This is a genomic window from Sulfurimonas sp., from assembly GCF_032250635.1.
In the GTDB taxonomy this organism is placed as follows: Bacteria; Campylobacterota; Campylobacteria; order Campylobacterales; family Sulfurimonadaceae; genus Sulfurimonas.
This window is the reverse complement of the sequence record NZ_JAVVFL010000045.1, coordinates 1-12,218: the sequence shown is the minus strand read 5'-3', so window position 1 is coordinate 12,218 and position 12,218 is coordinate 1. Positions and strand designations below refer to the sequence as shown.

At 38.6% G+C, this 12,218-nt stretch carries 13 protein-coding genes, 1 tRNA gene and 1 pseudogene; 11 read left to right on the top strand and 4 right to left on the bottom strand.

The annotated features are described in order from the left end of the window. From RQ763_RS04345 to RQ763_RS04320, 6 genes are all read left to right on the top strand, one after another. Positions 1-473, top strand: a 473-nt coding sequence (locus tag RQ763_RS04345) for a metal ABC transporter permease (protein WP_314151413.1), incomplete at its 5' end; no start/stop codon positions are given. A 1-nt stretch (position 474) separates the two neighbouring features. Beyond that, on the top strand, positions 475-786 hold the full coding sequence (locus tag RQ763_RS04340) for a hypothetical protein (protein ID WP_314151414.1): 312 nt from the start codon (positions 475-477) through the stop codon (positions 784-786). Beyond that, positions 779-1,102 (top strand): DUF309 domain-containing protein, encoded by a 324-nt coding sequence (locus RQ763_RS04335; RefSeq protein WP_314151411.1) that lies wholly within the window; start codon positions 779-781, stop codon positions 1,100-1,102. Before RQ763_RS04340 ends, RQ763_RS04335 begins: the two co-directional genes overlap by 8 nt. Before the next feature lie 17 nt (positions 1,103-1,119). Continuing rightward, the gene (locus tag RQ763_RS04330) at positions 1,120-1,872 is read left to right on the top strand and encodes a YdiY family protein (RefSeq protein ID WP_314151410.1); all 753 of its coding nucleotides are present in this window, start codon (positions 1,120-1,122) and stop codon (positions 1,870-1,872) included. Between the two features lie 45 nt (positions 1,873-1,917). Next, positions 1,918-2,742, top strand: coding sequence for a mechanosensitive ion channel family protein (locus tag RQ763_RS04325; protein WP_314151408.1), 825 nt, complete (start codon positions 1,918-1,920; stop codon positions 2,740-2,742). Then, complete coding sequence (locus RQ763_RS04320; protein ID WP_314151407.1) at positions 2,739-3,608, top strand: DUF481 domain-containing protein; 870 nt, start codon at positions 2,739-2,741, stop codon at positions 3,606-3,608. Before RQ763_RS04325 ends, RQ763_RS04320 begins: the two co-directional genes overlap by 4 nt. On the opposite strand, the gene RQ763_RS04315 is transcribed toward RQ763_RS04320, so the two are convergent. Then, the gene (locus RQ763_RS04315) at positions 3,592-4,707 is read right to left on the bottom strand and encodes an MFS transporter (protein ID WP_314151406.1); all 1,116 of its coding nucleotides are present in this window, start codon (positions 4,705-4,707) and stop codon (positions 3,592-3,594) included. The genes RQ763_RS04320 and RQ763_RS04315 overlap by 17 nt on opposite strands. Before the next feature lie 242 nt (positions 4,708-4,949). On the opposite strand from RQ763_RS04315, the gene RQ763_RS04310 reads away from it, so the two are divergent. The 5 genes from RQ763_RS04310 to RQ763_RS04290 all read left to right on the top strand — a co-directional run bounded on the left by RQ763_RS04310 (position 4,950) and on the right by RQ763_RS04290 (position 11,067). After that, on the top strand, positions 4,950-5,435 hold the full coding sequence (locus RQ763_RS04310; RefSeq protein WP_314151404.1) for a PAS domain-containing protein: 486 nt from the start codon (positions 4,950-4,952) through the stop codon (positions 5,433-5,435). Then, a complete protein-coding gene (locus RQ763_RS04305) occupies positions 5,404-6,831 on the top strand; it encodes a methyl-accepting chemotaxis protein (protein ID WP_314151403.1) in 1,428 nt (475 codons plus the stop codon). The genes RQ763_RS04310 and RQ763_RS04305 overlap by 32 nt, the downstream gene beginning before the upstream one ends. 155 nt (positions 6,832-6,986) lie before the next feature. Continuing rightward, positions 6,987-8,492, top strand: a complete 1,506-nt coding sequence (locus RQ763_RS04300; protein WP_314151402.1) for a B12-binding domain-containing radical SAM protein — start codon at positions 6,987-6,989, stop codon at positions 8,490-8,492. A gap of 29 nt (positions 8,493-8,521) precedes the next feature. Next, a complete protein-coding gene (locus tag RQ763_RS04295) occupies positions 8,522-9,145 on the top strand; it encodes a transglutaminase-like cysteine peptidase (RefSeq protein WP_314151400.1) in 624 nt (207 codons plus the stop codon). Further along, complete coding sequence (locus tag RQ763_RS04290; RefSeq protein ID WP_314151399.1) at positions 9,142-11,067, top strand: LapD/MoxY N-terminal periplasmic domain-containing protein; 1,926 nt, start codon at positions 9,142-9,144, stop codon at positions 11,065-11,067. The genes RQ763_RS04295 and RQ763_RS04290 overlap by 4 nt, the downstream gene beginning before the upstream one ends. 2 nt (positions 11,068-11,069) lie before the next feature. Here RQ763_RS04290 and RQ763_RS04285 read toward each other — a convergent pair whose 3' ends face one another. The 3 genes and pseudogenes from RQ763_RS04285 to RQ763_RS04275 all read right to left on the bottom strand — a co-directional run. After that, positions 11,070-11,534 carry a hypothetical protein gene (locus RQ763_RS04285; RefSeq protein WP_314151398.1) on the bottom strand — a complete coding sequence of 155 codons (465 nt, stop codon included), beginning with the start codon at positions 11,532-11,534 and terminating at the stop codon, positions 11,070-11,072. A 121-nt stretch (positions 11,535-11,655) separates the two neighbouring features. Further along, positions 11,656-11,743: transfer RNA gene (locus RQ763_RS04280), tRNA-Ser, on the bottom strand. Positions 11,744-11,803: 60 nt separating this feature from the next. Continuing rightward, a pseudogene (locus tag RQ763_RS04275) lies at positions 11,804-12,218 on the bottom strand (DNA-binding protein); the annotation flags it as partial.

The following is a 12,218-nucleotide window of genomic DNA, read 5'->3' as shown; positions in this document are numbered from 1 at the left end:
TGGGAGCGAGCGGGATTATGATGGTGCTCTCTCACTCGGCTGAGGGGATGGAGCATTTCAAATCGCTTCTGGCAAGCGATATACTCTTTACCCCTCCGGTTGAAGTTGCAAAGAGTGCTGTTATATACTCATTTATCGCCCTTGCTCTCTACTTTATCTACCCAAAACTCAGCGGTTTTTTAAAGGAGCTTCTATTCTTCTCGCTTCTTGCCATTACCGTTACCTCTTCGGTTGCGCTTGCTGGAGTTTTTGTGGTCTTTGTGCTTCTTATCGCACCGCCTTTTGTAGCACTCTCTTTAAACTTTAAAAAACCTTTGCTGGGCAGTTTCTTTTTTGGATGGTTTTTTAGTATAAGCGCAATTACACTATCATACTTTTATGATTTACCGACTGGTTACAGCGTAGTCTTTTTAGGCGCATTTTTAACCGCTGTTGCAGTTTTGGCAACATCAAAAAAAGCAGATGAGAATTGATATGGAATTTCCAAACGAGTGGACGCAAAAAGAGTTTTTACAAAACAAAAAAAAGCTTGAAGCAGAGGGTGTAAAAGTACTCCTAATCGATACCATCCTCGCACCAATTGACAATGCCGACACCGTTCTTTACAACCCTTTTGAGCTAAGAAATGAGCCACAGGGGAGCGTTTTTGTCTTTTACTGCGACAGCGGAAAAGCAACCCTCAACAGACTAAAAGAGTTCAAAGAGAAATTTCCAAAACATCACTGCATATCTCTAAAGGGCGGCAGGGGCTACTGGAGAGAAAATATGATGGTTTTTGATGAGTAGGCATGAAGAGCAGCTAGAGCTTTTTGTACAAAATCTGAGAAGCCAAAACTTCTACGATGCGCATGAAGATCTGGAGACTCTTTGGTTTGAGAGAAGGTTTGAAGTCTCTGATGAGGTAAAGCTTCTCAAAGGATTTATCAACGCCTCCGTCTGCTTTGAGCTACACAAAAAAGGCAAAACGGAAGCCTCAAAAAAAGTTTGGAACAACTACCTCAAATATAAAAATCTCATCGATACAATAGACTCCCCGCATAAAGAAAAATATCTTCTTATCATAGATGAAATCGAGAGAATCAAGAAGAGTTTTATAAAGTAGCGGGTAGAATTCGCCCTATGAAATTTTTACTGCTAGTTACACTTATTATCACTCAGCACCTTTTTGCTCTCGTCTCAATCACTCCTGTAGAGATCGGCGATAAACCCGGCTTCTCAAGCACCATCGAAGCAGCCCTAGAGACAAAAAGAGGAAATACCGACACAGACAGCTACAAAGCTTCGGCAAGAACAACATATGACAGCAACGAGAGTTATGTCGCATGGGCAGAGATATCGGGAGCTTACGGCAAGGCAAACGGAGAGGAGAATACAAACAAACTCTTCTCACATGCAAGATACATTCATGCCATCACAAAAGAGAGAGTAAGGGGCGAGGGCTTTTTGCAACTCGAAAATGATGAGTTTAAACATATAAACAGCAGAGCTCTAGCCGGTCTTGGTGCTAGGTTTAAACTTCACGATATGCTTCAAAACTCAAGAGGCTATCTTGGTATCGGCGCTTTTTACGAGGATATTGTCTATAACAATCCGCTTATCAATCCATCCGAAGAGAACATTAGAGCAAATGCTTATTTTGCATACTCCATAAATTTCAATGCCAACTCATCAGTCGCATATACCCTCTACTATCAGCCAAAAGTCAACGATTTTAGCGATAACGTTCAATCTCACGAGGTCGAACTAAAGCTAGATATCTACAAAAACCTTCTCTTAAAATTCTCTTTGTCTTACAATACGGACAGCAAACCTCCTATAGGTGTTGAGAGATACGACTTTACACAAAACACCTCTTTTATCTTCAACTTTTAATTTTCGTTTTGTTATAATCATTAAAAATCAGATAAAGGGTATAGCATGGATATATCAAAATATAGCGATTTAGCTATTGTTTATGCAAGCGAGTATGGCTTAAAAATTATTGCCGCTTTAGCGATATTTTTTATAGGGAAGTGGGGAGTTAGAAAGTTCACTGCCTTTATGAAAAAACTGATGCTAAGGGCTCATGTAGATTTTACATTGGTTGAGTTTTTAGAAAACGTTATCTACTTTGCTCTGCTTATTGTTATTATCCTCGCATCCTTGAATGCCCTTGGTATTAACACGACATCATTTTTGGCAGTATTTGGTGCCGCATCTTTAGCTATAGGTCTAGCACTTAAAGATTCTCTCTCAAATATCGGTGCAGCAGTGCTCATAATCATCTTCAAGCCTTTTAAAGTTGGAGACTATATAGATGCCGCCGGCGCATCGGGTACTGTAGAGCAGATAAATCTCTTCTCGACAATAATGGCAACACCGGACAATAAAACTGTAATGATTCCAAACTCTGCAGTCATAGGCTCAAACATAACAAACTACTCAAGCAAGCCTACGCGCAGAATAAATCTTGTTTTTGGCATTGATTACAACGATGACCTAAAACTCGCCAAGGAGATATTGACGCGGCTTACAAAAGAGGATGAGAGGATTCTGCAACAGCCTGCCCCATTTGTAGCAGTTGGCGAACTGGCAGACAACAGCGTAAACTTTGTATTTCGTGTCTGGGTGAAAACAGAGCAGTACTGGGATGTCCACTTTGATATGATAGAGAAGGTGAAGCTCGCATTTGATGCAGAGGGTATCTCTATACCATTCCCGCAGATGAATATTCATATACAACCACCAAAGGAAGAAAAATGAAAAAAAAGATAGTTGTTTTATCTCTTATTGTCGCTTCTATCCTAATGGCAGACGAAGCGCAGATAAAGAGTGAAATAGAGAGTACAAAAGCCGAAGTTGAAAAACTCAATGAAAACATAAAAAACTTAGAGTCTCAGCTTCCAAAACCAAGATATGAACTCAACGCCCGTATGGAACTCGGTTATATACTAAACTCAGGGAACTCTGACTCTGAAGCTTTTAACGTCGATACAAAAATAAAAAACAGTTTCGACAACCACTCTCTTGAGCTCTCCCTGCTATATCAATACGGAGAACAACACGGGATTGAGAGCAGAAACAGATTTTTAAGCGAACTTCTATATGAATATGCGCTTAGCGAGAGATTTTCTCTTAACTATCTGCTGGGGTACAAAGATGATAAATTCTCAGGTTTTAACTATCAGTTCTATACAGGTCCGGGTGCAAAATACAAGGTCATAAAAACTCCGACTCAAGAGTTGTCGTTTGATGGAAACATACTTTACGCGTACGATGACATTCAAGACACATATACTCTTGCTGGTATACCCGTTTCATACCCTTATCCTGCTGGAAGCATAAGCCAAAACGACGGTTATACAAACTCTTACGCGGCATATAGAGCACAACTTCTCTACAGCGCACAAATAAAAGAAAATGCAAAGTTTAACCAAACGCTCAGCTACCGATCGGAGTTCTCGGATGCAGACAACTACTTTGTCTACTCAAAAAGTTCTCTCTCACTAAAAATATCGGATATTTTCTCAGCGGGTGTTAACTACTATGTTGATTATATAAATAAGCCGGCATTTGGAAAAACCTCAACAGACAGAGTCTTCTCTTTTAGTCTTATAGCCGACTACTAATCTTTTTTAGGTCGGCTCCCCAGAGATACAAAGAGTACGTTGCCCCAAGTGCGATGAGAGTCGCACTTAAAAAGAGATAGCTTGGATATAGCTCGTAAACATATCCTGCTATAAGAGCCCCCGCAAACGCCCCAAATCCGTAAGTTATACCTGAGAAAAACTGCTGTGCAAGCGATTTATGCTTGTAAAGATGAAATAGATAGCTGATTGCTGCAGAGTGAAATAGTGCAAAACTAAGAGCATGAAGAGTCTGCGATAGAAATAGCATGGTCACATTATCGGGGAATATAAAGAGTATAAACCATCTAAGAGCAGTTGCAAAGGTGGTAAATTGAAGTATCAGAAGAAGATTTCTGCGAAGGAGCGCGCCTTGAAAATAGAGCATAAAAATCTCAACGACAACCCCAAAACTCCATAGATAGACTGCAATATCGAGCGTTATTCCATGATCGGTCACATAGATAGTAAAGAAGTTGTAAAATGAGCCGAAGCTAACCTGCATAAGGGTAAGCCCCGCCCACAATCTCCAATCTTTTAAAAGATTTATATCATTGGTCACCTCTTCACTTCTCTCTAAAAGAGCATCCGCCCTCTTTGCAATGACATAGGCAAAAATCGATGTAACAAATGTTAAAACAAGCAGATAGATAAGTGCGACACTAGGGGAACTTAAAAACTTTACCAGCACCATCGCGACTATAATAAACCCTACTGAGCCAAAAAGCCTAATCTTGCCATACTCCTCTTTGCCCAGATATTTAAGCGATATAAGCTCAACATAGGGGAGGACGATGCTAAGCCCTACTCCAAGAGAGATATTTGAGAAAAGAAGTTTATAAAAACTATCCAGTGAGAAGTAAAATGAGACGGCGCTAAGACACATAATAAGAAGCGAAATATTGAAGCTTTTTACATTTATTTTAAGACCCTTTATAAATGCAAACGGGACAATAAAACGTACAAGCGGAGCCGCCGCAAATATGATGCCGATATCACTTGCGCCATAGCCTGCCATAGATAAGACCTTCGGCAGAAATATTATATAGACTCCGATGATCGAGAAGTAAAAAAAATAAAAAATTGCTAGTAAAAATGACATTCGAGATTATATCTTAAAGATATAAAGATGCTATACGCTAATACAAACTCAAATCTGTATAAAATTGCACCTTGGTGGCACTCTGAAGAACGAGTTCACCATTCCTGTTTTTTATCACATTTCTTTATAATTTAATATTAGGATTGTCTTAGAAATTTTAAAATTGTGCTACAATTCTGACAATATTTCAAAGATAATTGAAAGACAAAGTGAATCTCACTAATTAATTAAAAGGTATTTTTATGCTAAAAGAGATGGCAGATAATGACTTTATTGTATCTAAGACAGACCTGAAGGGTAAAATAACCTACTGCAATAAAATATTTATGGAGATGGCGGAGTACAAGGAGGAGGAACTCCTTGGGAAACCGCACAGCATCATAAGACACCCCGATATGCCAAAGGCTGTTTTCAAATTTTTATGGGATACTATTCCTACAAAACAAGAGGTATTTGCATTTGTCCTAAACAGAACAAAAAACGATAATCACTACTGGGTATTTACCAATGTAACTGCCTCGGTGGATAAAAACGGCAAGATCATAGGCTACTACTCTGTTAGAAGAAAGCCAAATCCAGAAGCTCTAAAAGTGATCATACCTCTATACAAAGAGATGATAAGAGTTGAGAAAAGCGAAGGCGTAGAGGCTTCATTTAAAGTTTTAACAGACATATTACAAGAAAAAGGAGTAGGTTATGACGAACTTATTATCTCTCTTCAAAAATAGACAGAGCGCCATACTATTTTTAACAGTTTTATCTGTTGGAGTTTATGCGCTAGTTATTCAAAACTTTATCCTTTTAGGCTTGATTCTTCTAGTTTTAGTCGCTTCTGCTCTTATAAGAGTAGATAACAACTGCGAGCTGAAATCTCCTACTTACCAGTCGATGATAAAGGTTTTAAAAGAGGTTGCAGAGGGAGAGCTTGAGGGACGTGTTACTCACATACCCGACAACGACTCTATCGAATCACAGTTTGCATGGAGTCTAAACGATGCTCTTGACCAGTTAGAAGCATTTATGAGAGATGTTCACGCATCCATAGAGTACGCTTCACGCGGCAAAAACTACAGGCTTACATACGCATCCGGGCTTCACGGAAGTTTCTACAGCACATCAAAAGAGCTAAACAGCATTATGGGCTATATCGCAGAGGGATACACTTCAAAAATAAAAGGTGAACTCTCGCAAAAACTAAACACTCTAAGCGGCGGAGCGAGCAATGCTTTTGAAACGATTCATGACGACATCGCTCTTGCACAAAAAGACTCGACGGTTATCGCAGATGTATCAAAAACAACGGCAGCTCTCTCATCAAAAAGCCTGCAGGATGTTCAAGAGATAAGTGATAGCTTCAGTACTCTTGTAAATCTTATCTCATCTTCTCATGACGCAATCGTAAATCTTGAACATAGATCAAACGAGATCTCGGTTGTAGTCGGACTGATCAAAGATATCGCAGACCAGACAAACCTGCTGGCACTTAATGCCGCAATCGAAGCGGCGCGCGCAGGTGAGCATGGAAGAGGATTCGCCGTTGTTGCCGATGAAGTAAGAAAACTGGCAGAGAGAACTCAAAAAGCTACAAATGAGATTGAGATGACAATATCTACGCTCCAGCAAGACTCTAATGACATCCGCGCAAATTCCGACAATATCTCAGATATCGCACAAAAATCAAACAGTGTGGTAAACGAGTTTGAAAAGACATTCTCTCAACTAAACAGCTCTGCCGAACAATCAGCCGATACGTCTAAAAAGATTGAGAGCAGACTGATGGCGACCTCAATGAAAGTCGAACTAGCTCTATTTAAAACAGATGCCTATTCATCAATATTTGACTCAAAAGAGTCTTACGTATACAAAGACCATACGAGCTGTAACATAGGTCAATGGTATGCCAATGAAGGAGCAGAGTATTTTGGACATACAAACGCCTACAAAGTAATCGGGCAAGTTCATAAAAATATTCATAGCTCAATTGCCGGCAATCTCTCTTTTATCAAAAACAACGCAACATTTAAGAGTGAAAATGTCGATAAAATTGTTCAAAATTTTAAAGAGATGGAAGATGCGGCAGATGAGATGTTTAAACAACTTGACAATATTGTGAAAGAATTTTAAATTATTTACCCGCTATTAACCTATAATAAATATAATTTTACATCTCAATTATGTTCAACCCCTTTCATTTTTGAGAAAATATAACCTATAAATTATTTTATTATCCATTCCTTCCTCCCCCCTTTAGGGGTGGATAATTATGCTAAAATTCCCTTATGAAAAAAATCGTACTCACAACTCTCAATTCAAGATTCACACATACCTCAATTGCGCTTAGATATCTTTACGCTAACTTAAAAGAGCTTCGAGAAGATGCGATAATACTGGAGTTTAGTATTAATGATGCCGTGCAAAGCATCGCAGAAAAACTTCTTGCGCACAAACCTGAGATTATAGGCATCGGCGTCTACATCTGGAATGTCTCGTATATAAGTGAACTTATTCACATCATTAAAAAAGTCTCTCCAAGTACAAAAATCATTCTAGGAGGACCTGAGGTCTCGCATGAACCCTTTAGAGTAAATCTTGATCTTGCGGATTTTATCGTTCAGGGCGAAGGAGACATAGCATTTTACGAGCTATGCGTTAAAATTTTTAACAACTCTGCTAATGAGAGAGTTATTAAAATGAGTATGCCATCTCTAAAAAATATAGCGCTTCCATACAGGTTTTACACGGATGATGATATTAAAAACAGATATATCTATGTCGAAGCTTCTCGCGGATGCCCTTTTGAGTGTGAATTTTGTCTCTCTTCCATGGATGAGAAGGTGCGGGCGTTTGACCTTGATACGCTTTTAGAGGAGTTTGAGCTTCTTTGGCAACGGGGCGCAAGAGCGTTTAAATTTATAGACAGAACATTTAACCTAAACATTAAAACCGCGAACAGACTGCTGGACTTTTTTCTAGCAAAAGAGGAGAAGCCGCCATATTTTGCCCACTTTGAAGTTGTTCCGGACCACTTTCCTGATTCGCTCAAAGCTAAAATTGCTCTGTTTCCAGAGGGAGCCCTGCAGCTTGAGATAGGCATACAAACTCTAAATCCGGAGATTGCCGCGAACATCTCAAGACCTCTAAAGTTAGACAAAATCAAAGAGAATATACGCTTTTTACAAGAGCAGACAAACGCCCACATGCATCTTGATTTGATTGTCGGACTCCCCGGGGAGACGATTGAGAGTTTTGGAGCAAATCTTGACGAACTGGTGCGTTTAAGCCATAGCGAAATACAGATAGGCATACTAAAAAAACTCTCAGGAACCTACATAAACCGCCATGATATCGAATGCGGTATGCTTTACAGTGATATCCCTCCCTATGATGTACTTCAAACCTCTACGCTCTCATTTGAAGATATACAGATAATGAAAAGATTCTCAAGATTTTGGGATTTAACCTATAACAGCGGAAATTTCAAACAGAGTGTAGAGCTGATTTGGAAAGAAGAGAGCGTTTTTAAAAACTTTTACGATTTCAGCCTCTGGATATACTCCCAAACAGATTCTACATGGCAAATCTCGCTGCCAAGACTTGGTGAGCTTCTCTTTAAATATCTTTGTGAAATAAAAAATATGGACGCGGAGTTTGTTGCACAAAATATGCTTGAGGATATGATGAAAATTAAAGGCAGAGCGGTTCCGATTTACCTGAAAAACTACGCTCAAACTATAAGCATAAAAGATAAACAGGGAACATCAGGTTTTAATAAAAGACAGCAATAATATCAGAAATTTTTGGATATAATCGTTACATGTTTAAACTAAAAGTGCTTTTAATATCATCGCTACTGTTTACAAACATAACCCATGCAGATGAACCTTTTGTGGAAGAGTCTCTTCTAAAAAAAATCAACAATAAATATAAAATATACGCAAAAAAAAGATTTGAGCTGCTTCAAGAGACACTTGATGATGTAAGATATAAATCAGATCTTGAAAAACTTGAGGCTGTAAATGACTTTTTTAATGAAGTGAGATACTCCAGCGATATGAAAGTCTACGGCAAGAGCGATTATTGGGCAACACCTTGGGAGTTTCTGGGTAAAGATAGGGGAGATTGTGAAGATTATGTTATTAGCAAATATTTTGCCCTAAAATATCTTGAAGTAGATTACAAAAAACTTTTTTTTTCCTATGTCCGTTCCACAAAATTTAAAGAGCCTCACATGGTTCTAACCTACTTTGAAACACCAAAAAGCGAGCCACTCGTTTTAGACAACTACAATCGCAAAATATTTCCCGCATCACAGAGAAAAGATTTAACTCCGATCTATAACTTTAACGGTGATATTCTCGATGAAGCGGACAAAAAAAATGAAAAATCTCACAAGAAATGGGATGAGCTAAAGCTCAACATGCAAAGGAAAAAGATATGACACTCTACAAACAGACAGCCTTATTGTTATCACTATTTTTGCTTACCATACTTACAACCGTCTTGGTACTAAACTTTCAAAGTGTAAACAGGGGCGTTGAAGAGAGGCTCTATGAAGATGCCAAAAATACGGCAACCTCGCTAAGTCTTTCACTTGGCGGTGCAAACGGTGACCTCTCCATGATGTCTACTATGATAAACGCAAATTTTGACAGCGGAAACTACCGTAAAATAACCCTTGTTGATGTTGAGAACAATCCGCTTTATGAAAGAGTGATTGAGAGTGATATAGTTGTTGTTCCAAGGTGGTTTACAAAGCTGGTATCACTTAGGGCGCCCGTTGCGTTTGCAAACGTATCAGCCGGCTGGAGTCAAGTTGGAATTCTGCACATTCAAAGCGATTCTACATACGCGTACAAGCAGCTCTACTCGATTTTAATGGATCTTCTCATCTCTTTTGCCATTATTGCCGCTCTCTCTCTTACTGTTCTCAACCTTCTACTGCATGCTATTCTTAGACCTTTAAAAGAGGTACAAAAACAGGCGACGGCAATTACCAAAAACGAGTTTATAATTCAGGAGAACATCCCTTACACCAAAGAACTCTCTGATGTCGTTCTTGGAATGAACAATATGGTTTCAAAAGTAAAAGCGATGTTTGACAAAGGAAACGAGGAGCTAAAAGCACACAAAGAGCTTGAGTACACGGACGAAAATACCCAGCTTAGAAATCGAAAATATCTTATAGACAGACTTCCGGCATATCTCAAAGTTGACGCCTCTTATGAGAGTGGTGTGAATATGATTGTAGCCTTTAACGGGATAAATGAAGCCAACGAGAGAATAGGACACCAACAGGTAGACAAACTATTTGTAGCCATTGCAGAGATCTTTAGAAAAAGCACAAGAGATATAAATGAATCCATCGTTGCAAGAATTAACGGTACAGAATTTTCTATTTTTCTGCCCGGCTACACTGGAAGCGATGCCATCGGGCTTGCAAAAAGCATACAAAAAAGCTGTTTTAATGCGATAGACTCGGCAGGGCTTAACCAACATGAGACTTTTGTATGTATAGGAATATATGAGTACAATCATAAAAATAGTATCTCCGAACTCTTTTCACGCTCAGACAATGCATTGGCGCAAGCAAAATTCAATCATGAACATATACATCTAGAAAAAACAGACACCGCTGTCGAAGTAATGGGTAAAGTAGCTTGGAAGCTTCTTATTAACAAAGCTATAGAGAAGAGTAGATTCAGCTTTGTTTCGTGGGCAGTAGTAGATATAAAAAATATGAAAACAGTTCATCATGTCCTAAGCATAAATCTAATTTTAGATAAAAATAGCTCTTACAGCTATGCCCAATTTATGGCACCTGCTATCCAGTCTGGGCTTAGCTGCGATATTTACAAAAAGATAGTGACTATGCTTTTTAACGACTCAGTCTCTCTTCTTGGTGCTTCAACTTATTCACTTAGACTCCCGCAAGAGTACCTACAAAAGCAAGAGACCTACCATGACATAAGTGAGCTTCTGCGGGCAAATGCCTCGATGCTTGCGTTTAAACTTATCATTGAGCTCCCAGACAGATTAGTACGCCAAGATTCTAAAAATATTAGAGAGTATATAGAGCTCTTTAGAAGATATAGCATTGATATAGGTATCTTCGAATTTATCGGCGAGAGCGAAGATTACCAATATCTAAAAGAGCTAAGACCTTCATACATAAAAGCACAGAGTAGCTACTTCTTGACACAGAGTGATCAGTCAATCTCAGCACTCAGGTTAATCACCGACAGTATAGGCATCTCGCTGATTGCGGTAGGTGTGAGCGATATGGAGACACTTGAGATGTTAAGAGAGAAGGGAATTTCTATAGTACAGGGAAAAGTTACGGAGACTCTTGAGTTAGATTAAAGCTAAAGCCCTCTCGAGTTCAATCCCTTTGCTATCGCCTCGTTTATCTCCTGCTTGTACTCAGGATTTAGCTTCTCAAGCTCTCTATCAAACGTTATAATCATATCTTTGTTTGCATTTGGGTGTCGGCATATTGTAAATAAGATATCTATATATATGTCAAAATCGGGATGAGGTCTAAGTCCGAGCTTCTTATGAACCTGGCCGTGATGTTTTATAACAAGCTCAAGGGCTTCTGAAAGAGTACCTGCATTGGATCTTTTATTTTTTATAATATTAACTAGATGCAGCAGATCAGTATTTGCAGAAGAGCTCTCATCCTTGGAGTATTTGCTTCTCTCCGACTCAAAATTGCTCTTTTGTTCACTTTTTATCTTACTTTTTGGCTGTAAAAAAAGTAAAAATATTAAAAAAGCCAAAATTACAATCAGTCCGATAATAGCTTTTATAATAAACTCTGTTTCCACTCATTACTACTTTTTCCTATATTGTATCTTACCAAGAGTAAAGAAACATATATATCGGTATAAATTTATAAATATTTTTTGTGAAGCATAAGAATAAATCAAGCTTGATTTATAAAAGAGGTGGTGGACAGCTAGGGATTCGAACCCTAGATAGGTTGCCCTATACACGCGTTCCAGGCGTGCGCCTTCGACCACTCGGCCAGCTGTCCGTAAAAGAAGTGCAATTTTACCTTCAAAAGCCTTAAGGATAGCTCTAGAGCAGTGTCGTTTTAGAGTGAAAAATCGCTATAGTCGTACTTTTGTAAATCTATGTAATATTTTTTATCTATTTCAATAACCCTTGGATCATCCTGCGCTCTTGTTTTAAACGCTTCTTTTATCTCTTTCCTCTTTTTTTTGGAGAAATCTTTGCTTTTGAGGTATTTATTGAGAGCAACAAGTCTTTTCTCCTGTGCCGAATCCTCTTTTTGGATATCTTCTATCTCTACTTCAAGTGGTTCTTCGGGAGCATTTAAAATGAATTTTGAAGAGATGGCATTTATGATGTTTTTTAGCTGTTCATCCTTCTCTTTATAAATCTGCTCGATTTTTTTTCTCTCTTCTATAAGCATCTGCTCTTTTTGGTCTCTTAAGCTTCTTGTTTCACTCTCAAGAGTCTCCACTTTTTGTTGGAGTTTTGCATTC